The sequence below is a fragment of the Geodermatophilus obscurus DSM 43160 genome, assembly GCF_000025345.1.
Classification (GTDB): Bacteria; Actinomycetota; Actinomycetes; order Mycobacteriales; family Geodermatophilaceae; genus Geodermatophilus; species Geodermatophilus obscurus.
Genome location: NC_013757.1, coordinates 3,856,815 through 3,873,549 on the forward strand (window position 1 = coordinate 3,856,815; position 16,735 = coordinate 3,873,549).

At 74.7% G+C, this 16,735-nt stretch carries 19 protein-coding genes and 1 riboswitch; of the genes, 11 read left to right on the forward strand and 8 right to left on the reverse strand.

Annotated features, from left to right (window positions below; all coding sequences use genetic code 11):
- Nucleotides 1-25 precede the first annotated feature (25 nt).
- The 3 genes from GOBS_RS17940 (at nucleotide 26) to GOBS_RS17950 (ending at nucleotide 3,218) form a co-directional block, all read left to right on the forward strand.
- The gene (locus GOBS_RS17940; RefSeq protein ID WP_012949684.1) at nucleotides 26-457 is read left to right on the forward strand and encodes an ATP-binding protein; all 432 of its coding nucleotides are present in this window, start codon (nucleotides 26-28) and stop codon (nucleotides 455-457) included.
- Between the two features lie 2 nt (nucleotides 458-459).
- Nucleotides 460-1,965: a serine/threonine-protein kinase gene (locus tag GOBS_RS28945; protein WP_012949685.1), complete on the forward strand. Its 1,506-nt coding sequence runs from the start codon at nucleotides 460-462 to the stop codon at nucleotides 1,963-1,965.
- Nucleotides 1,966-2,060: 95 nt separating this feature from the next.
- Complete coding sequence (locus GOBS_RS17950) at nucleotides 2,061-3,218, forward strand: RtcB family protein (protein WP_012949686.1); 1,158 nt, start codon at nucleotides 2,061-2,063, stop codon at nucleotides 3,216-3,218.
- 50 nt (nucleotides 3,219-3,268) lie between these two features.
- Here GOBS_RS17950 and GOBS_RS17955 read toward each other — a convergent pair whose 3' ends face one another.
- A complete protein-coding gene (locus GOBS_RS17955; RefSeq protein WP_012949687.1) occupies nucleotides 3,269-3,625 on the reverse strand; it encodes a cupin domain-containing protein in 357 nt (118 codons plus the stop codon).
- A 278-nt stretch (nucleotides 3,626-3,903) separates the two neighbouring features.
- Between GOBS_RS17955 and GOBS_RS17960 the strand changes: the two genes are divergently transcribed.
- Nucleotides 3,904-4,293 (forward strand): STAS domain-containing protein, encoded by a 390-nt coding sequence (locus GOBS_RS17960; RefSeq protein ID WP_012949688.1) that lies wholly within the window; start codon nucleotides 3,904-3,906, stop codon nucleotides 4,291-4,293.
- 110 nt (nucleotides 4,294-4,403) lie between these two features.
- Here the strand turns inward: GOBS_RS17960 and GOBS_RS17965 are convergent, their stop codons facing one another.
- Nucleotides 4,404-5,372 (reverse strand): TIGR03557 family F420-dependent LLM class oxidoreductase, encoded by a 969-nt coding sequence (locus GOBS_RS17965; protein WP_012949689.1) that lies wholly within the window; start codon nucleotides 5,370-5,372, stop codon nucleotides 4,404-4,406.
- 169 nt (nucleotides 5,373-5,541) lie between these two features.
- On the opposite strand from GOBS_RS17965, the gene GOBS_RS17970 reads away from it, so the two are divergent.
- Nucleotides 5,542-6,441 (forward strand): SMP-30/gluconolactonase/LRE family protein, encoded by a 900-nt coding sequence (locus GOBS_RS17970; protein WP_012949690.1) that lies wholly within the window; start codon nucleotides 5,542-5,544, stop codon nucleotides 6,439-6,441.
- 11 nt (nucleotides 6,442-6,452) lie between these two features.
- Here GOBS_RS17970 and GOBS_RS17975 read toward each other — a convergent pair whose 3' ends face one another.
- The 3 genes from GOBS_RS17975 to GOBS_RS27705 form a co-directional block, all read right to left on the reverse strand.
- Nucleotides 6,453-6,680, reverse strand: coding sequence for a hypothetical protein (locus GOBS_RS17975; protein WP_012949691.1), 228 nt, complete (start codon nucleotides 6,678-6,680; stop codon nucleotides 6,453-6,455).
- 50 nt (nucleotides 6,681-6,730) lie between these two features.
- The gene (locus tag GOBS_RS17980) at nucleotides 6,731-7,687 is read right to left on the reverse strand and encodes a D-2-hydroxyacid dehydrogenase family protein (protein WP_012949692.1); all 957 of its coding nucleotides are present in this window, start codon (nucleotides 7,685-7,687) and stop codon (nucleotides 6,731-6,733) included.
- 69 nt (nucleotides 7,688-7,756) lie between these two features.
- Nucleotides 7,757-7,927 carry a hypothetical protein gene (locus GOBS_RS27705; RefSeq protein ID WP_012949693.1) on the reverse strand — a complete coding sequence of 57 codons (171 nt, stop codon included), beginning with the start codon at nucleotides 7,925-7,927 and terminating at the stop codon, nucleotides 7,757-7,759.
- Between the two features lie 331 nt (nucleotides 7,928-8,258).
- Nucleotides 8,259-8,411, forward strand: a riboswitch (cyclic di-AMP (ydaO/yuaA leader).
- A gap of 12 nt (nucleotides 8,412-8,423) precedes the next feature.
- On the opposite strand from GOBS_RS27705, the gene GOBS_RS17985 reads away from it, so the two are divergent.
- Nucleotides 8,424-8,921 carry a C40 family peptidase gene (locus GOBS_RS17985; RefSeq protein WP_049788366.1) on the forward strand — a complete coding sequence of 166 codons (498 nt, stop codon included), beginning with the start codon at nucleotides 8,424-8,426 and terminating at the stop codon, nucleotides 8,919-8,921.
- Between the two features lie 85 nt (nucleotides 8,922-9,006).
- On the opposite strand, the gene GOBS_RS17990 is transcribed toward GOBS_RS17985, so the two are convergent.
- Nucleotides 9,007-9,375 (reverse strand): hypothetical protein, encoded by a 369-nt coding sequence (locus GOBS_RS17990; protein WP_012949694.1) that lies wholly within the window; start codon nucleotides 9,373-9,375, stop codon nucleotides 9,007-9,009.
- A 185-nt stretch (nucleotides 9,376-9,560) separates the two neighbouring features.
- Here GOBS_RS17990 and GOBS_RS25650 point away from each other — a divergent pair, with 185 nt between their 5' ends.
- A complete protein-coding gene (locus GOBS_RS25650; protein WP_012949695.1) occupies nucleotides 9,561-10,196 on the forward strand; it encodes a DUF2238 domain-containing protein in 636 nt (211 codons plus the stop codon).
- A gap of 28 nt (nucleotides 10,197-10,224) precedes the next feature.
- On the opposite strand, the gene GOBS_RS18000 is transcribed toward GOBS_RS25650, so the two are convergent.
- Complete coding sequence (locus GOBS_RS18000) at nucleotides 10,225-10,890, reverse strand: NUDIX hydrolase (RefSeq protein ID WP_012949696.1); 666 nt, start codon at nucleotides 10,888-10,890, stop codon at nucleotides 10,225-10,227.
- Between the two features lie 122 nt (nucleotides 10,891-11,012).
- Between GOBS_RS18000 and GOBS_RS18005 the strand changes: the two genes are divergently transcribed.
- The 3 genes from GOBS_RS18005 to GOBS_RS25655 all read left to right on the forward strand — a co-directional run bounded on the left by GOBS_RS18005 (nucleotide 11,013) and on the right by GOBS_RS25655 (nucleotide 14,218).
- Nucleotides 11,013-12,416: an ADP-ribosylglycohydrolase family protein gene (locus GOBS_RS18005; RefSeq protein ID WP_012949697.1), complete on the forward strand. Its 1,404-nt coding sequence runs from the start codon at nucleotides 11,013-11,015 to the stop codon at nucleotides 12,414-12,416.
- Between the two features lie 157 nt (nucleotides 12,417-12,573).
- A complete protein-coding gene (locus GOBS_RS18010) occupies nucleotides 12,574-13,242 on the forward strand; it encodes an HD domain-containing protein (RefSeq protein WP_012949699.1) in 669 nt (222 codons plus the stop codon).
- Between the two features lie 67 nt (nucleotides 13,243-13,309).
- Entirely contained in the window at nucleotides 13,310-14,218 is a 909-nt protein-coding gene (locus GOBS_RS25655) for a carbohydrate kinase family protein (RefSeq protein WP_049788367.1), read from the forward strand.
- Between the two features lie 13 nt (nucleotides 14,219-14,231).
- Here the strand turns inward: GOBS_RS25655 and GOBS_RS18020 are convergent, their stop codons facing one another.
- On the reverse strand, nucleotides 14,232-15,920 hold the full coding sequence (locus GOBS_RS18020; RefSeq protein ID WP_243697533.1) for an NAD(P)/FAD-dependent oxidoreductase: 1,689 nt from the start codon (nucleotides 15,918-15,920) through the stop codon (nucleotides 14,232-14,234).
- A gap of 194 nt (nucleotides 15,921-16,114) precedes the next feature.
- On the opposite strand from GOBS_RS18020, the gene GOBS_RS18025 reads away from it, so the two are divergent.
- The gene (locus GOBS_RS18025) at nucleotides 16,115-16,633 is read left to right on the forward strand and encodes an HAD domain-containing protein (protein WP_012949702.1); all 519 of its coding nucleotides are present in this window, start codon (nucleotides 16,115-16,117) and stop codon (nucleotides 16,631-16,633) included.
- Nucleotides 16,634-16,735 lie beyond the last annotated feature (102 nt).

The window sequence follows — 16,735 nt, forward strand, 5'->3', positions numbered from 1 at the left end:
TTCGGGCGGGAGGGGTGGACGCGGCATGGACATCGCCTTCACCGTCCACCTCCCGGTGGACACCGGCAGCGTCCCCTTCATCCGCGGGCTCTGCCGCCAGGCCCTGGAGCACCTCGATGTCGAGCGCACGGTGGTCGAGGAGATCTCGCTGGCGCTCACCGAGGCCTGCGCCAACGTCGTCCAGCACGCCGGGGAGCACGTCCTGTACGAGGTCGCGGTGTCCATCGACGACCGGCTGTGCCGGATCAGCGTCGTCGACGACGGCGAGGGCTTCGACCCCGCCGCTCTCCCCGAGGGCGACGAGCGCACGCCGCTGGAGGACGGCCGCGGCCTGCTGCTCATGCAGGCGCTGGTCGACCGGCTGGACTTCCGGCACGAGCCCGACGGGCGGCACCGGGTCACGCTGGAGAAGCGGCTGACGCCGCGCCCGCCGCTGCGCCTGGTCGACCCCGCCTGAGCATGGCGGCCGCAGGGGACGTCCTCCAGGACCGCTACGAGCTCCGGTCGCTCATCGCGACCGGCGGCATGGGCGAGGTGTGGCGCGCGCAGGACCGGGTGCTCGGCCGCGAGGTGGCGGCCAAGGTGCTCAAGAGCGAGTTCACCGGCGACCCGGTCTTCCTGACCCGCTTCCGCACCGAGGCGCGGCTGTCGGCCGGTCTCACCCACCCGAACGTCGCCGTCCTGCACGACTACGGGGAGGTCGAGCCGGCGTCCCCCGGCGGCGACCGGCTGGTCTACCTGGTCATGGAGCTGGTCGACGGCGAGCCGCTGTCGGCGGTGCTGCGGCGGGAGGGGCGGCTGACGCCGGAGCGGACGCTGGAGCTGCTGGGCCAGGTCGCCGCCGGGCTGGGCGCCGCGCACGCGGCCGGGATCGTGCACCGCGACGTGAAGCCGGCCAACCTGCTGGTCCGCTCCGACGGCACCGTGAAGATCACCGACTTCGGCATCGCCTGGTCGGCCGCGAACGCCACCGTCACCCGCACCGGCCACGTCGTCGGGACGGCGCAGTACCTCGCGCCGGAGCTGGTGCAGGGGCAGAAGGCCACCCCCGCCGTCGACGTCTACGCGTGGGGCACGGTCGCCTACGAGTGCCTCGCCGGCCGCCGTCCCTTCGACGGACCGGACCCGGTCGAGGTCGCGATGCGGCGGGTCTCGGAGACGCCCGCGCCGCTGCCGGCCGACGTCCCCGCACCGGTCCGCGAGCTGGTCGAGCGCACCCTCGCCACCGATCCGGCCACGCGGATCCCGGACGGCGCCGCGCTGGTCGCCGCCGTCGCCGACGCCGCCGCGGGCCGCGCACCCGAGCCGGCCGACGAGCGGACGGCGACCCGCGTGCTGCCCGTCGTCCCCGCACCCCAGCCGGCCACCGCGACGCTGCCGGTCAGCCCGGTCGCGGCCGCCGCCGTCGCCCCGGTCGTCCCCGGGCTCGACGACGAGGAGGCCGAGGAGGCCGACGACCGCGGCCCGGTGCGCCGGCTGGTGGTGCCGGTGCTCGTCGGGCTGGTGGCCACCGCGCTCGTCGTCACCGGGCTGGTGCTCGGCTCGCGCGACGTCCCGGCCCCCGCGGCCCCGGCGGCCGCTCCCGCGACGACCGCGCCGGTGACGTCCGCGGCGCCGCGGGTCACGGGCACCTTCGTCCGGGTGGACCCGGCCGCGCACGTCGGTTCGTCGGTGGCCGAGGTGCACGCGTGGCTCACCGGCCTGGACCTGACGGTCGCGCTGGTCGCCGTCGAACGGGCCGACGTCCCCGCCGGGCAGGTCCTCGCGCTGGCACCGACCGGTGAGGTCCCGGTCGGGACGACGGTGACGGTCACCCACGCGGTCCCCCCGCCGCCGCCTCCCCCGCCGGCACCGGCGCCCACGGCCGCACCGACCGCCGGGTCGGGAAGCGACGACGGGGACCGCGGGAAGGACAAGGAGAAGGACGGGGACCGCGGACGCGGTCGCGACAAGCACGACGACTGACCGCCTCGACCGGGTAGTGCGTGGAGCGACGGCGGGGCTGACCTGCCCCACCGCCGCGCCACCCACCCGGGACGAGAGGGCCACGACCAGAAGCCATGGAGAAGATCAACGACCGGCTGCTCAACTGGGCGTCGATCCTCGAGCCAACCACCCGCACGCAGGCCGAGCGCACCGCCTCGATGCCGTTCATCCACCCGCACGTGGCGCTGATGCCCGACGCGCACCTCGGGCTGGGGGCCACCGTCGGCTCGGTGATCCCGACCGACCGGGCCGTCATCCCGGCGGCGGTGGGGGTGGACATCGGCTGCGGGATGATGGCGGTGCGCACGCAGTTCACCGGCGACGACGTCCGCGGCCGGAACCTGGCGACGCTGCACGAGCAGGTCTCCCGGGCCATCCCGCTGTCGGCCGGCCGCTACAACAAGAAGCTGCGCGAGACCGCGGCGGCGCGGGTCGAGGAGCTGCGCGACCTGCCGGGTGCCGCGCAGGCCGACGGCGTCGCGCACAACTGGCCGCTGCAGCTGGGCTCGCTGGGGTCGGGCAACCACTTCATCGAGGTCTGCCTCGACGAGGCCGACCGGGTGTGGCTGTTCCTGCACTCGGGCTCGCGCGGCGTGGGCAACCGGCTGGCGTCCAAGCACATCCGGGTGGCGCAGGAGCGGTGCGCCGACAGGGACCTGCCCGACCGCGACCTCGCCTACCTGAAGGAGGGAACGCCGGAGTTCGACGCCTACATCGAGGCGCTGCACTGGGCGCAGCGGTTCGCCGCGCTGAACCGCGAGGAGATGATGGACCGCCTCGCCGAGCAGGTCTCCCGCTTCCTCACCGAGGAGGTGCACCGGGCGCAGGTCGTGCAGTGCCACCACAACTACACCGAGCGGGAGACCCACCACGGCACCGAGGTGTGGCTGTCCCGCAAGGGCGCGATCTCCGCGCGGACCGGGCAGTGGGGGCTGATCCCCGGCTCGATGGGCGCGGCGTCCTACGTCGTCGTCGGCAAGGGGAACGTCGAGTCGCTGACCTCGGCGCCGCACGGCGCCGGGCGCAACCACTCGCGGGGTGCCGCGCGGCGGATGTTCACCCGCGCCGACCTCGACCGGCGCATGCGGGGCATCGCCTGGGGCCGCTCGGACGCCTTCCTCGACGAGCACCCCGACGCGTACAAGCCCATCGACCAGGTCATGGCCGACGCGGCCGACCTGGTGGAGGTGCGGCACACGCTGCGCCAGGTGGTCAACGTCAAGGGCGACTGAAGGTCGTGCTCTGCCCGCGATCGTGGGCAGAGCACGAGCGTGGCGGTGGCTCAGTCGGGTGGGGCGTCCCGGCCGGCCTGCTGCGCGGGCGGGGAGGTGGCCTCCACCGCGGTAAAGGCCTCGACGATCTCGTAGGTGTGGCTCACCCCGGCCGGCACCACCCAGGAGTCGCCCGGCCCCAGCTCCAGCGTCTGGTCCTCGGCGCGCAGCCGGGCCCGCCCGGTGACGACGTACCCCACCGTCTCGTACTCCCGGGCTGCCTCGGGCTTGCCCTCGCTGGGCGGCTGCGCGGCCCACAGGCGCATCCCGACCTGGGCACCCGCGGCCAGGTACCGCTGCCCCATCTGTCCGGCTTCCACGTCCGCGGCCTCGACCTTGCTGACGCGGCCGCTCGTCGTCTCGCTCACGGACGACGAGCTACCCCGACCGGCGCCCCGCAAGCCTCGCTCCAGCCGAACCGTGGTGGGCCGGCGCGGCCGCGGCGCCCGGGTGGCGCGGGCCGCGCCATTGGGGTCACCGGCGTGTCGGCACGGTGCGGGTTGCGCACCATCGGATCGTGCGCTGGCTGACCGGCGGGCGACTGGTTACCGTTGTCGTCGGTCGAACCACCGGCCGGGACGCTCAGTCCGCAGCAATGCGTCGGCCGGTCGCACGGTCGTCACCGCGTTCCCCAGGGAGACACGCAATGAGCACACGTGTCATGCCGAGGCGCCGGGTCGAGGACCGCTGCCGCCCGCTGCTCCTCTCGATCGACCTGCAGACCGGCCGTATCACGGCCGCCGGTGAGCTCGATCGCGCCGTCGCCCACCGGTTGAGCGACGCCCTGGACGCGCTCGCCCTGACCGGCCACCGCACCTGGACCGTCGACACCTCGGGCATCACCTTCTGCGACGCCGAGGGGCTGCGGGTGCTCGCCGCCGGGGAGGCCCTGGCCGACAGCCGGGGCTGCACCCTGCAGCTGGTCGGACCCGCGCCCTTCACCGCGCGCCTGCTGCGCGTGGTGGGCATGGGGCACCTGCTCGACGGGCCGGCGGCGCGGCCCACCGGGCGACCGGTCCCCCTCGGCGTGACCTGAGGGCGCTCCTCCGCCACCGCACCGGCCGGCGTCCCGCCCGGGACGCCGGCCCGGCCCCGTCCCGAGGCTCGCCGCGAGCTTGCGAGTGGTGAGGAGGACGGGGTCCTTCCTCAGGACGACGGCGTCAGCGCGCGGACCCGCCCGATGAGCTCGCGCTCGCAGACGTCGAGGAAGCCGTCGGGGTCCGGGCCGGTGTTCTGCAGCACCAGGTGGTCGAAGCCGGCGTCCGCGTAGGGCTGCGCCTGCTGCACGTGCGCGTCGAGGTCCGGGCCGACGGAGAACTGCTGCCGGATGTCCTCCGGCTTCACCGTGGCGCTGGCCGCGTCGAAGTTGACCGGGTTCGGCAGCTCGCTCATCACCTTCCAGCCGGTGACCGCCCAGCGGGCGGTCTCCAGGGCGGCCTGGACGGCGGAGTCCTCGTCGGCCGCCCACGCCACCGGCACCTCGGCGTAGCGCGGTCCCGAGCCACCGGCGCCCCGGTAGGCCTCGACCAGGTCGCTGCGCGGCTCGGTGGCGAACAGCCCGTCGCCGAGCTCGGCGGCGATGGCCGAGGCCCTGCGCCCGCCGGAGGCGACCGCGATGACCGGCAGCTGGTCGGGCAGGTCGAACAGGCGGGCGTCCTCCAGCTGCAGGTACCGCCCGTCGTAGGACCGGTAGCCGCCCTGCCACAGCAGCCGGATGATCTCCAGCGCCTCGCGGAGCATCTCGTGCCGCTTGTGCACCGCCGGCCAGCCGGCGCCCACCACGTGCTCGTTGAGCCGCTCGCCGGAGCCGATGCCGAGGGTGAAGCGGTTGCCGGAGAGGAGCTGCACCGTCGCCGCGGCCTGGGCGATCACGGCCGGGTGGTAGCGGATCATCGGGCAGGTGACGCCGGTGGCCAGGCCGATCCGCTCGGTCCGCGCCGCCATCGCCCCGAGCACCGACCAGGTGAACGAGCTGTGGCCCTGGACGTCGAGCCACGGGTGGAAGTGGTCGCTCATCTCGACGAAGTCGAAGCCCGCCTTTTCGGCGCGGATCGTCTGGCGGACGAGCTCCTCCGGCCCGAAGGCCTCGGTCGCGAGCTTGTAGCCGACCTGCATGGTCGTCGTCCTCACTGTCGGGTGCGGGTCCGCGGGGCCTGCCCGGCCGGTCAGCTGCGGAAACGGCGCGCCGGACCGCCCGGTCCGGGTCAGCAGGTCGACGACCCCGCGCGGCCGCCGTCCCGACCGTCCCGTCGGTGCGGAACCGGCGTCACCTACTGTCCGGGCCATGGCGGAGCAGCAGCTCAGGACGGTCCTGGAGGGCGGCGGGTTCTTCGAGGGCCCGCGCTGGCACGAGGGCTCCTGGTGGGTGTCGGACATCTACCGGCACACGGTCAACCGGGTGACACCGGACGGCGCGGAGACCGTCGTCGTCGAGGTGGAGGGTCAGCCCTCGGGGCTGGGCTGGCTGCCCGACGGGTCACTGGTGGTCGTGTCGATGAAGGACCACTGCGTGCTGCGGTACGCCGACGGGACCCTGTCGACCCACGCCGACCTGACCGAGCACTGCGGCGGGCACCTCAACGACCTGGTGGTCACCGACGCGGGCCAGGTGTTCGTCGGCGACTTCGGCTTCGACCTGATGGGTGGCGGGGACGCCCGGACCGCGTCACTGAAGCGCATCGACCCCGACGGCACGGTGTCGGTCGCCGCGGACGGGTTGCAGTTCCCCAACGGCATGGTGGTCTCCCCGGACGGCGGCACGCTCGTCGTCGGCGAGACCCTCGGCAACCGGTACACCGCCTTCGACCTCGGCGCCGACGGCACGCTGACCAACCGGCGCGTGTGGGCGCCGCTCGGGCCGGAGGTGACCGGCCGGACCACCGGGGAGGTGCTCGGCCAGCTCACGGTGGCGCCGGACGGCTGCGCGCTGGACGCCGAGGGGCACGTCTGGGCGGCCGACGCGGTCGGCGGCCGGGTGGTGCGGGTCGCCGAGGGCGGCGCGATCGTCGACGAGGTCGCCGCCCCCGAGGGGCACGGCGCCTTCGCCTGCATGCTCGGCGGGGACGACGGCCGCACGCTGCTGCTGTGCTGCGCGCCGGACTTCTACGAGCACAACCGGGCGCCGGCGCGCGAGGCGGTGCTGCTGGCGACCGAGGTCGACGTCCCGCACGCCGGGCGGCCGTAGCCCGCGCCGGGTCAGCCGCCGCCCTGCCGGCCGCCGAGCGGGTGGTCGGTGTCGGGGACCCCGCTGCCGGTCTCACCCGGGTTGGTCGACATCTCGCCGTCCCGCGCCGCGCGCGGTTCCTCCTGCTGCGACGGGGGCCCGACCTCGCCGGGCTCGGCGCGCTCGCCGGGCAGGACGTCGTCGTCGGGTCGCTCGTTGGCGCCGCCGTACGGGCGGCCGGTCATGTTGCCCTCGGTCATCGCAGGCCTCCTCGTGCCGGGCCCGGAGGGGTACCCGGGCCGGGCGCGAGTCACGCGGGCGCGATGACCCGCACCGGCTCGCCGCGGAGGAACGCGGCGACGTCCTCGACGGCGTCGCCGTAGAAGACGCGGTAGGTGTCGCGGGTGACGTAGCCCAGGTGCGGGGTGAGCACGGTGCGCGGCGACCTCCGCAGGGGCGAGTCGGCGGGGAGCGGCTCGCGGTCGTAGACGTCGATGCCGGCGCCGGCGATGCGGCCCTCGGACAGGGCTCGCAGCAGTGCGGCCTCGTCGACGATCGGCCCGCGCGAGGTGTTGACCAGGATCGCGCTGGGCTTCATGCGGGCGAGCTCGTCGCGCCCGACCAGCCCGCGGGTGCGGTCGGAGAGCACCAGGTGGACGGTGACGACGTCGGCGGTGGCGAACAGATCGTCGCGCTCCACGCGGCGGACACCGGCCTCGGTGGCGCGCTCCGCGGTGAGGTTCTGGCTCCAGGCGACGACGTCCATCCCGAAGGCCTGGCCGATCCGCGCCACCCGGGTGCCGAGCCGGCCCAGGCCCACCACGCCGAGGGTGGCGCCGGCGAGGTCGGTGCCGACGGTGCGCTGCCAGCCGCCGGCCCGCAGCCCGGCGTCCTCCTCGGGGACGTGCCGGGCCACCGCCAGGACGAGCGCCCAGGTCAGCTCGACGGTGCCGGTGGGGTGCGCGCCGGTGCCGCAGACGGGGACGCCGAGGTCTGCGGCGGCGGCGACGTCGATGGCGGCGTTGCGCGCGCCGGTGGTGACCAGCAGGCGCAGCTCGGGTAGCCGCTCGAGGAGGCTGCGCGGGAACGGGGTGCGCTCGCGCATCGCGACGACGACGTCGAACCCGGCCAGCCGGTCAGCGACGGCGTCCTCGTCGTCGACGTGGTCGGCGAAGCTGACGACCTCGGCCTCCTCCGGCAGACGCGACCAGTCGGCGAACTCGGCGGCGGCGGACTGGAAGTCGTCGAGGACGGCGATGCGCAGCACGGTCCCCGAGCATGACGGCGACCCCCGCCCGGTGCGAGCGGGGGTCGCCGTGCGGTCAGCGCGGAACGGTCAGCGCACCGGCCCGCGGCCGTAGCCCCGGCCGCCGCCCTGCTTCTTGTTCTGCTCGCCCATCTTGGCGATGAACTCCTTGATCTTCGCCTGGTTCTGCGGCTTGCGGGCCTCCTGGATGACCTTCGCCGCGAGCCCCGACGCCAAGACCTTCCTCAACATGCCAGCCATGTCCTCGTCCCCTCCTCGATCCGGTTCCTGGTAGTCGTGCCCGATGGCAGAGCGGTCCAATCGCTCACCCGGCCCTCAGCCGACCGTTATCTCGCCGTTACCTGGTGTTCGGACGCTCCGGATGTGGTCGAACTCCCTGGCAACGTCCTGACCTGCAGGTTCGCAAACAGGGCCTTTGGTCCACAGTTGCTGTTCGCGCAGCTCAGCACGGCGATTCGCGGTCCGGGAGGAGACGCCGTCCGGAGGACCTGCCCGACTTTGGCGCAGCGGACGAGCCGCACCTACCGTTCCCGCCGTCCGTAGGGCCGTTCGTCGCCTGCCTGGTGACACCCGCCGGACGCCGCCGAACCGTGCACCGGTCGATGACCGGTGCGCAGGCCGGGGACCCACCGCAGCACTGGGGTGAAGCGCGACCTCGTCGCGCCGGGCGACTCCCCCGTCCGAACCCGTCAGCTAACCCGGTAGGCGGTCGTGGAGAACAGGAGAACCGTCGTCGATGACGACTGCCCGCACGTCCTTCGCTCGTCGCTCGTTCCGCGGTGTCGCCGTCGCCGCCATCGCCGGCGCCGGGATCGCTCTCTCCCCCCTGCCGGCCTCGGCTCACACCGCCGTCGCCGCTTCCGCTTCGGCCACCGCGGTCAGCAGCGCCGCGCAGACCGCCGTCAACACCGCGCTCGCCCAGGTGGGCGACCGGTACGTGTACGGCGCCACCGGCCCCAACTCCTTCGACTGCTCGGGGCTGACCACCTTCTCCTACAAGGCGGCCGGCATCTCACTCCCGCGCACCTCGAAGGCCCAGTCCGGGTTCGGCGCCCCGGTGTCGAAGGCCAACCTGCAGCCCGGTGACCTGGTGTTCTTCTACAGCCCGGTCTCGCACGTGGCGATGTACATCGGCAACGGCCAGATCGTGCACGCCCTCAACGCGAGCAAGCCGGTCCAGGTCATGAAGCTCGACTCCATGCCGAGCTACGCGGGCGCCCGCCGGGTCGCCTGACCCCTCGATGCGGCGAGATCGCCGATCCCGCACGGCTACGACGCTGTAGCCGTGCGGGATCGGCGATCTCGACGGGCCGGGGCCGTCAGCGGCAGGGGTGCGGCGGCTGGTCGGCCGGTTGCAACGAGAACACCGCTGCGGCGTCCTGCGGCCAGGTGCGCAGGAAGAGCAGTCCGTACTGCTCGTTGAGCAGCGCGTCGGGGCCGGTGGTGACGACCAGGTCCAGCAGCCGGCCGGCGCCGTGGTTGCGGTAGCGGCGGAGCTCTGCGCCGCAGGCGACTGTCAGCACGTTCCCGACGGCACCCATGACGACGACCGGGGCCCAGACGTCGTCCGGACCGTTGTCGCAGAGCAGCACGCGGGTGGGGTGGACGGCGTGGCCGGCGGCATGGCTGGTGCACGACACCGTCCGGCTGCTGCTCGCGGCGGTCGGCTCGAGTTCGCGATCGGTCATGCCGTGCTCCGTCCTGCGGTCCCCCTGGCCGGCTCGGGCCGGCCGAGGACAGTGCAGCACCGGGGCGCAGCGGTCCGCGCGGCCTGGACGCCACCCTCCCCCGATCGCCTGGGTGACCGCGGACTCCGGTGACACAGCGTCGTACACGGCGAGCATGCGCCGTCCGTGGCGGGTAGTTCGTCCAGATGGACGGGCGCACGCTGCTGCTGGGTGACTGGACGCCGGTGATCAGGGACGGCATCGACGTCCTGCGGCTGGTGGTCTTCGCCGGGGCCGCGGTGTACGCCGCGAACGGGCAGTGGGGGTCGGCTGCGCTGCTGGTCGCGCTCGGGAGCATCACGCTCGTCGCACGGCTGGTGAACCTGCCCCGGCTCTACGACCTGTCGCTGACCCTCGGCATGGCGCTGCAGGGGTTCGGCGAGACGCTCGGCCTCTACGACGAGTTCGTCCGCTTCGACGACCTGGTGCACTTCACCCTGCCGATGCTCACGGCCCCGGTCGTCTACATCGCGCTCGCCCGGCTGGACGTCGTGCCGGACCCCCGCGACGAGACGCACCTGCGGCACTACGTCGGCATCGGCGTGGTCACCGCGGCCCTCGGCATCGCCATCGGGGCGCTGTGGGAGCTGTTCGAGTGGCGGTCGGACGCGTGGTTCGGAACGCAGCTGTCCGAGGACAACGACGACACCAACGGCGACCTCTTCCGCGACACCCTCGGATCGCTCGCCGGCGCCGCACTGCTGGTCGTGTGGGCCCGCTTCGGCTGGGGCTCGGTGCGGCGCATCCCCGGGGTGAACACGCACGAGGAGGTCAGCGCCTGATGTCGGCGTCGACTCCGCGCCCCGGCTCTCACCGGCGGACGTAGAGCTGGGCGGGCTTGCCCACGGAGCCCTCCGACCGCCGCTTCGTCTCCTCGAGCAGGGGCAGCATGGTCCGGCGGAACGTGTCCGCCGAGTACCCGAGGCCACCCGTCACCGCCTCGTGCAGCCGGTGGAGCTCGCGGACCGTGAAGGGCTCCTGCAGCAGCCCGTCGGGATCGGGTCGCTCGGCGTACTGCGAGCGCATGTCGGCCACCGCGCGCCGCACGATGTCGTCGTGGTCGAACAGCAGCCCCCGGACGTCGTCCACCGGCCGCAGGCACACCTCCTCCGGTCGCGCCTCCACCACCGGTGCGACCACCCGCCACGGCAGCGCGGCGACGTGCGCGACGGACAGCACCCACCCGCGGTCGTCCCGGTCCGGGTCGTCGAAGACGTGCAGCTGACGTGGCGCGGCCTCCGGCGTCAGACCCGCCTTCTCGCGCAGCGACCGCCCGACGGCGACCGCCAGGGTCTCCCCCTCGTGCAGGAACGTGCCGGGTAGCGCCCACTGCCGCCGGCGTTCCTCCCCCGCCCGGCGGACGAGGAGCACGGCCAGCCGGGGGTCGCCGGCCGGCACGGTGAGGACGGCGGTGTCGACCGCGACCGACGGCCGTGGGTAGTCGGTCAGGGCCCTGCCCGAACTGTCGCGGTACACGCCGTTGACATTAGCTCAGGTTCCGTCTAACTTCGTAGTTGACGCAGGAGTGAGCTAACTCTGGAAATGGCGGTGGCCATGGCGGACAGGGCCCGCACCCCGACCCCGTGCAGGAGGCTCGGGTGACCCCGCGCATGCACCGCTCGTCCCGCGCTGCCGGCGCGCTGGTCGGCTCGGCCGTCGGGGACGCGCTGGGCGCACCGTTCGAGTTCGGCCCGCCCGGGCGGTTCTCCGCAGCCTTCCCGACGCCGGCTCGTGGCGCGCGCACCGAGATGTGCGGTGGCGGGTCGCCGGGGTGGGAGCCCGGCGAGTTCACCGACGACACGCAGATGGCGCTGCTGGTCGCGACGTCGCTGGTGGAGCGCGGCGGTCTGGACGAGGCCGACCTCTTCGACCGGTTCCGCACCTGGGCGGCGGCCGACCCGCCGGACATCGGCAACCAGACCCGCGCCGTGCTCGGATCCGGCCTGCCGTGGGACACGGCGGCGGCCGAGCACTTCGCACGCTCGGGGCACGCGGCCGGCAACGGCTCGCTGATGCGCACGACGCCGGCCGCCATCCGGTTCGCCCGGAACGGCCGTGAGGCGACCATGGACGCCGCCCGCCGCATCTCGGCGCTCACCCACGGCGACCCGTCGGCCGGCGAGGGCTGCGCGGTCTTCCACGAGCTGGTGCGGGTGGCCCTCGGCGGCGGCGACCCGCTGGCCGCGATCCCGGCGGCGCTGGAGTCGGTGGCCGGCGAGCACCGCGAGCGGTGGGCGACCGTGCTCGCGCCGGACTGGACGCCGGAGCGGGCGACCGAGTCCAACGGCGCGGTGTGGCCGACGCTCGGCCAGGCGGTGTGGGCGCTCCGGGACGGCCGGGACTTCGCCGAGGTGCTGCGGCTGGTCATCGACCTGGGCGGGGACACCGACACCGTCGCCGCGGTCGCCGGCGGGCTGGCCGGGGCGGTGTACGGCATGGGTGGCATCCCGATGCGCTGGGCGTCGGTCGTCCACGGCCGGGTCCCCGGCTCCGGCGATCGGGTGTGGCGGCTGGCCGGCCTGCAGCAGCTGGCGGCCGCGCTCGACGGCGGCGCGCAGCAGAGCTACGACCCCGGGGTGATCCCGCGGATCGGTCCGCGGGAGGTCCTGCCGGGCATCTGGGCGGGCAACCTCGACGGCGCCCGGTACAGCGAGCAGGACTTCGTCGTCATCTCGCTGTGCCGGCTCGGCGAGCCGTTCCCCCACACGCTGCACCGCATGGCCTACATCGCCGACAACGACCACAACGCCGACCTCGACGGCATGCTGGCCGACGTCCTGGACGACATGGCCGCGCTGCGCGCCGAGGGCCACCGGCTGCTCGTTCACTGCCACGGCGGCGCCTCGCGGACCGGGCTGGTGCTGCGTGCCTGGCTGGTGCGCGAGGAGGAGATGACGCCGGAGGCAGCGACGGCGTACGTCGCCGAGCGCTGGCCGCACCTGGGTCTGTGGAACGACAGCTTCACCGCCGCGCTCGCCCGGCTCGAGCAGGGTGACCGGTGAGCGACGCGGAGAGCTGGAGCCGCGACTCGACGAGGGGACCGGGCGACGGCCGGTGCACGGCGGGGACCGACGCGACCGAGGTGCCGTTCCGGACGACCGATGAGCCACTGGACGTCGCGGTGAGGGTCACCGCCGTCCTGCGAGGGAAGGAGAACGGATGACCGCGACGCTGGAGACCCGGAGCACGATGGGGTCCGGACCGCTGAGCGAGCGCTACGACCAGGCGCTGCAGTTCGCCGCCGAGCACCACCGCGAGCAGCTGCGCAAGGGCTCGCAGGTGCCGTACCTGACGCACCTGATGAGCGTCAGCGCGCTGGTGCTCGAGCACGGCGGCAGCGAGGACCAGGCGATCGCCGGGCTGCTGCACGACGCGGTCGAGGACGCGCCGGAGGGTCAGGGCCGCGCGGTGCTGGCGGACATCTGCGAGCGCTTCGGCGACGCCGTGGCCGACATCGTGCAAGCCTGCTCGGACGGGCTGGACGCCGACGGCAACCGCAGCGGGCCGTGGCCCGAGCGCAAGCGCCGCTACGTCGAGGGCCTGGCGACCAAGCCGGCCGACGCGCTGCTGGTCACCGCGGCCGACAAGACGCACAACGGCCTGTGCATCGCCGCCGACGTCCGCCGCTACGGGCAGGACTTCTGGACGACGTTCAACGCCGGCCGCGAGGAGCTGCTCTGGTACTACACGAGCGTCGAGCGGGCGGTCGCCGCCCGGCTGCCCGGATCCTCGATCGCCGGCGCGCTGCGGCGGGCCGTCGACGAGCTGGCCGCCGCGGCCGGCACCGAGCGCTCCGCCGTCCCGGTGGAGATGCCGGTCCGGAGCTGAGGCCGGCGGACGCGCCGGGGGCGCCGGCGCGGGCGGAGCTCGACCCCGGCTGGTGCACCCTGGCCCCGTGCCGCACGCAGACACCCCCCGGTGGCCGCGCCCCGCGGGCCCCGGCCCGGTGGTGGCGCTGGGCAAGCTGGTGGCCGACCAGCTGCTGCAGCTGTCCGCGCCCCTGGTGGTCGGCGGGCAGCAGCGGGTCGTGCGGACGACGACGGCAGGCGGGGCGCCGGCCAACGTGACGGCCGGCGTGGTCCGCCTGGGTGTGCCGGCGCGGCTGGCGGGCTGGGCCGGTGCGGACCCGTTGGCCGACGGGCTGCTGACCGCGCTGGCGGAGCGCGGGGTGGAGACGGCGGTGGTGCGCCGCGGCCGGGCGCCGCTGTCGACGGTGCTGGTCCACCCGGACGGCGAGCGGACGCTGCTCACCGACCGCGGGGAGGGCGGGCTGGAGCCGGCCGACGTCCGCGCGGAGTGGGTGGCCGGCGCCGCCGTCGTCCACCTCGACGGATACGACGTGCTACGATTCCCCGAGGCCCTGCGGACCGCGGCGGCGGCTGCCCGTGACGCCGGTGCGCCGGTCAGCGTCGACGTCGCCGCGGCGACCCGGATCGCGAGCCACGGGCCGGATGCCTACGCCGGCATGCTCGCCGGGTTGCGACCCGACGTCCTCTTCTGCAACGCCGCCGAGGCGTCGGAACTGGGGCTGACCGGCGACCTGCCCCCGTGGGCGCCGGCGCTCGCGCTGGTGCACGCCGGTGCGCAGCCGACCCGGGTGCTGGCGCGAGCCGGCGCCTGGCAGGTGCCGGTGGAGCCGCTGCCGCAGGGGCGGCTGCGCGACACCACCGGCTGCGGGGACGCCTTCGCCGCCGGGGTGCTGGCCGGCTGGCGCGCCGGGGTGCCCGTGCTGGACGCCGTCCGCGCCGGTCACGCGGCGGCCGCGGTGGTCGCCGGTGTCATCGGCGGGCAGCCGCCGTCCTGACCGGCGCGAGGGGTCAGGTCGCGAGCAGCCGGTGCACGTACCGGATGGCGATCGAGCCCTCCCCCACGGCGGAGGCCACGCGCTTCACCGACCCGTGGCGGACGTCCCCGGCCGCGAGCACCCCCGGGACGCTGGTCTCCAGCGGCACCGGCGGGCGCCCGAAGGCCCGGCGCGCGTCGTCGCTGAGGTCCGGGCCGGTCATGACGAAGCCGTCGGCGTCCCGCTCGACGATCGGGGGCAACCAGTCGGTGTGCGGCCGGGCACCGATCATGAGGAAGAGGCCGTAGGCGTCGACCCGCTCCACCTCGGCGCTCCCGCGGTGGTGCAGCACCAGGTGGTCCAGCCAGCCGTCGCCACCGCCGTCGACGACCTCGGTGCCGGTCCGGACCTCGATGTTGGGTGCCTCCTCCACCGCGCGGACCAGGTAGTGCGACATCCCGGCGGTCAGCGACGCGGCGCGCACCACGAGGGTCACCCGCTTGGCCCAGCGGGCGAGGTGCAGGGCGGCCTGCCCGGCGGAGTTGGCACCGCCGACGACGACGACCTCCTCGCCGGACACCAGCGGGGCCTCCGACGCGGCGGCGCCGTAGAAGACGCCGGCGCCGATCAGTGCCTCCAGGGAGGGGACGCCGAGGCGGCGGTAGCTGGCGCCCGTCGCCAGGACGACGGCGCGCGCGGCCACCACCCCACCGTGCGCGATCTCCAGCACGGTCGCGTCGCGCTCGCGCCGCAGCCTGGTGACCGGCTGCATGAACGCGAAGCGGGCGCCGAACACCCACGCCTGCTCGTAGGCCCGGCGGGCGAGGTTGCCGCCGCTGACACCGCGTGGAAAGCCGAGGTAGTTGCGGATCGACGAGCTCGACGTGGCCTGCCCGCCGAGGCCACCGGAGTCGATGACCAGCGTGCGCAGCCCCTCGGACGCGCCGTACACGGCGGCGGACAACCCCCCGGGTCCGCAGCCGACGATCACCAGGTCGTAGCTCTCGCCGTGCGGCTCGACCGTCGTCCCGGCGGCTCGGGCGATCTCGATGTCGGTGGGGTCCTGCAGCACCGACCCGTCGGGCATGATCATCAGCGGGAACCGGCACTCGCCCATGCCGTCCAGGAGCCGCTGCCCCTCGTCCGAGCCGGCCAGGTGGAACCGGTGCGGCAGGGCACAGCGCCCGAGCACCTCGCGCAGCTCGTACGCCCGGCCGGACCAGGTCTCGCCGACGACCTCCACCGTGTGCGGGGCCGCGCGCTGCGACTCGGCCCACTCGAGCAGGAAGCTCGCGACGGCCTGGTGGAACTGCTCGTCGCGTGGCGGTGCCGGCCGGACCACCCAGTGGTCGATGCGCCCACGGGAGATGGCCTCGAGGACCACGTCAGCGGTGTCCGGGGCCCCGACGTGGCTGTTCGCGATGAGCAGCGCGCGCTCGGCGTGTGGGAACAGCTGCCGCACCTCGCCCAGCAGCGTCGTGCCGGGCGTGTCCCCGATCACCTCGCCGGCGAGCACCAGGGCGACCTGCTCGCCGGCCGTCGCGAGGTCCTCCAGTGCGGTGAGCGCGTCGTCGACCGAGCTCAGGCAGCGGACGCGGTAGTCGCGCTCGTACCGGCTGCGCAGCTCTCGCTCGACCTTCGCCAGCCGGTCGGGGTGGTCGTCCACCGCCATCAGCAGGGGCAGGCTCGTCCCCGGCTGGGCGGGCCGCCGCGCAGGCGTCACCGACACAGGGTGAACCTAGGGAGGCGGGACCTCCGTCACCAGGATCGAACGTCCCTGTCCCTGTTCCGCGTCGATGGGGAGGCTCCCGCGAAGGGCGACGGCATCGCCAGAGGACGACATCCCTGCCTGCGCGACGGTCGCCGACTCGACGCCGCCGTCCACCTGCCGCAGCTGCTCCGGCGGCAGGATGGGGCATGAGCTCGACCAGCGACCGCCCGATCCTGCTGCTGGACGTCGACGGGGTGCTCAACGCCGCCCGCGTGGACCTGCCCCAGGGCTGGGAGCGAGGCACGTTCAACGGGTACGTGCTGTCCTGGAACCCGACGATCACCGCCCGGCTGCGGGAGCTGCACGAGTCGGGCCGGGTGGAGATCCAGTGGCTCACCACCTGGACCACGGACGCCGACCGGCTGCTGGCCGAGCCGATGGGCCTGCCCCGCGGGCTGGTGACCCACGCCCGGGCCGACGCGGCGCCGACCGGGTTCGCCGGCGTGTTCGGCGGCCGGTCCAGCTGGTGGAAGCTGGCCGCCGCCCGCGCGGTCGCCGAGGCCGAGCCGGACCGGCGGATCGTCTGGGTCGACGACGACCTGGCCGAGCAGGCCGCCGACACCGGGGACTGGCTGGCTGCCCACCCGCACGTTCTGGTGGTCGCCCCGGACCTGTTCGTCGGGCTCACCCACGAGCAGCTGGACGCGATCGAGGCGTGGCTCTGAGGCGGGCGGGGACCAGGGCCGCGGACACCTGCCCAGGGTCGGAGCAGGGGCTGAGCCCCAGCCGGACGGTGTCGCCCTCCGCGAGGTCACCCCCTGCCCCGC

Bases quoted from the DNA above. Each gene is read 5' to 3' on its own strand.
- GOBS_RS17940 (WP_012949684.1), top strand. From the start codon at position 26: ATGGACATCGCCTTCACCGTCCACCTCCCGGTGGACACCGGCAGCGTC.
- GOBS_RS28945 (WP_012949685.1), top strand. From the start codon at position 460: ATGGCGGCCGCAGGGGACGTCCTCCAGGACCGCTACGAGCTCCGGTCG.
- GOBS_RS17950 (WP_012949686.1), top strand. From the start codon at position 2,061: ATGGAGAAGATCAACGACCGGCTGCTCAACTGGGCGTCGATCCTCGAG.
- GOBS_RS17960 (WP_012949688.1), top strand. From the start codon at position 3,904: ATGAGCACACGTGTCATGCCGAGGCGCCGGGTCGAGGACCGCTGCCGC.
- GOBS_RS17965 (WP_012949689.1), bottom strand. From the start codon at position 5,372: ATGCAGGTCGGCTACAAGCTCGCGACCGAGGCCTTCGGGCCGGAGGAG.
- GOBS_RS17970 (WP_012949690.1), top strand. From the start codon at position 5,542: ATGGCGGAGCAGCAGCTCAGGACGGTCCTGGAGGGCGGCGGGTTCTTC.
- GOBS_RS17975 (WP_012949691.1), bottom strand. From the start codon at position 6,680: ATGACCGAGGGCAACATGACCGGCCGCCCGTACGGCGGCGCCAACGAG.
- GOBS_RS27705 (WP_012949693.1), bottom strand. From the start codon at position 7,927: ATGGCTGGCATGTTGAGGAAGGTCTTGGCGTCGGGGCTCGCGGCGAAG.
- GOBS_RS17985 (WP_049788366.1), top strand. From the start codon at position 8,424: ATGACGACTGCCCGCACGTCCTTCGCTCGTCGCTCGTTCCGCGGTGTC.
- GOBS_RS17990 (WP_012949694.1), bottom strand. From the start codon at position 9,375: ATGACCGATCGCGAACTCGAGCCGACCGCCGCGAGCAGCAGCCGGACG.
- GOBS_RS25650 (WP_012949695.1), top strand. From the start codon at position 9,561: ATGGACGGGCGCACGCTGCTGCTGGGTGACTGGACGCCGGTGATCAGG.
- GOBS_RS18010 (WP_012949699.1), top strand. From the start codon at position 12,574: ATGACCGCGACGCTGGAGACCCGGAGCACGATGGGGTCCGGACCGCTG.
- GOBS_RS18025 (WP_012949702.1), top strand. From the start codon at position 16,115: ATGAGCTCGACCAGCGACCGCCCGATCCTGCTGCTGGACGTCGACGGG.